Annotated in this window: 1 protein-coding gene; it reads right to left on the minus strand. The window is 77.2% G+C overall.

Features of this window, described 5'->3' with window-relative positions:
• Positions 1-181: hypothetical protein (locus C7C46_RS35380; RefSeq protein ID WP_181442574.1), on the minus strand; the 181-nt coding region annotated here is incomplete at its 3' end.
• Between the last annotated feature and the right edge of the window lie 122 nt (positions 182-303).

Consider the following 303-nt stretch of genomic DNA (forward strand, 5'->3'; position numbering starts at 1 on the left):
CCAGCCGGTCGGCGGTGCCGCCGAGCAGCTGGGTGGTCCACAGGCGCCGGTACGGGCGCAGCCGGAGCAGCGCCCGGGCCCGCTCCGCGGGCGTGCCGGCGGGTGCCACCTCGGGGAGGTCGGCGACCACGGCTGTAGGGGGCGTCGCGGCTGCGGGGGTGGGCTGCTCCTCGCTCGTCATACGGTCAGCGTAGCGGCCCGGCCCAAGTGCCAGTTGGCGCCCGGCGCCTTCGGGCACGGCTATGACCGGGTTGTGACACCGGCGTGGGGTACCGGTGTGCGACGAGACCGGGGCGGGGACGG

The sequence above is a fragment of the Streptomyces tateyamensis genome (genome assembly GCF_003205575.1).
In the GTDB taxonomy this organism is placed as follows: Bacteria; Actinomycetota; Actinomycetes; order Streptomycetales; family Streptomycetaceae; genus Kitasatospora; species Kitasatospora tateyamensis.